At 63.7% G+C, this 328-nt stretch carries 1 pseudogene; it reads right to left on the reverse strand.

What is annotated here, in order from left to right:
- A pseudogene (locus G6020_RS17350) lies at positions 1-182 on the reverse strand (IS1380 family transposase); the annotation flags it as partial.
- Between the last annotated feature and the right edge of the window lie 146 nt (positions 183-328).

A 328-nucleotide genomic window follows, 5' to 3' on the forward strand; every position in this document is an offset into this window, starting at 1 on the left:
GCACCTGGCCCGGGGAGTGGACCCGTGCCCCCGCGGTAGGTGTCCGTCAGAGCGTCGTTGAGCGCAGCGACCAGGCCAGAGTGCTCGGCGAGCTCCCGCAGCATCCCCAACCCGGCGTGCGAGACCACGCCCGACCCGTCCGCACTGACCCTCAACCGCCGAAATGACCCGCTAGACTTCACCTGGGAAGTGCTCCTCGAACTGATATGACGTTGACCCTAGACAAGTCACATCATCCCAGCTCCGGAGCACTTCCCATGTCATTTCTGAGCCCTCACCTCACGTCCCGCGTGAAAGACCGAGGCTAGTGGGTATCTCCGTTAGTGCG

This window comes from Dietzia sp. B19, from assembly GCF_014145155.1.
GTDB lineage: Bacteria > Actinomycetota > Actinomycetes > Mycobacteriales > Mycobacteriaceae > Dietzia > Dietzia natronolimnaea.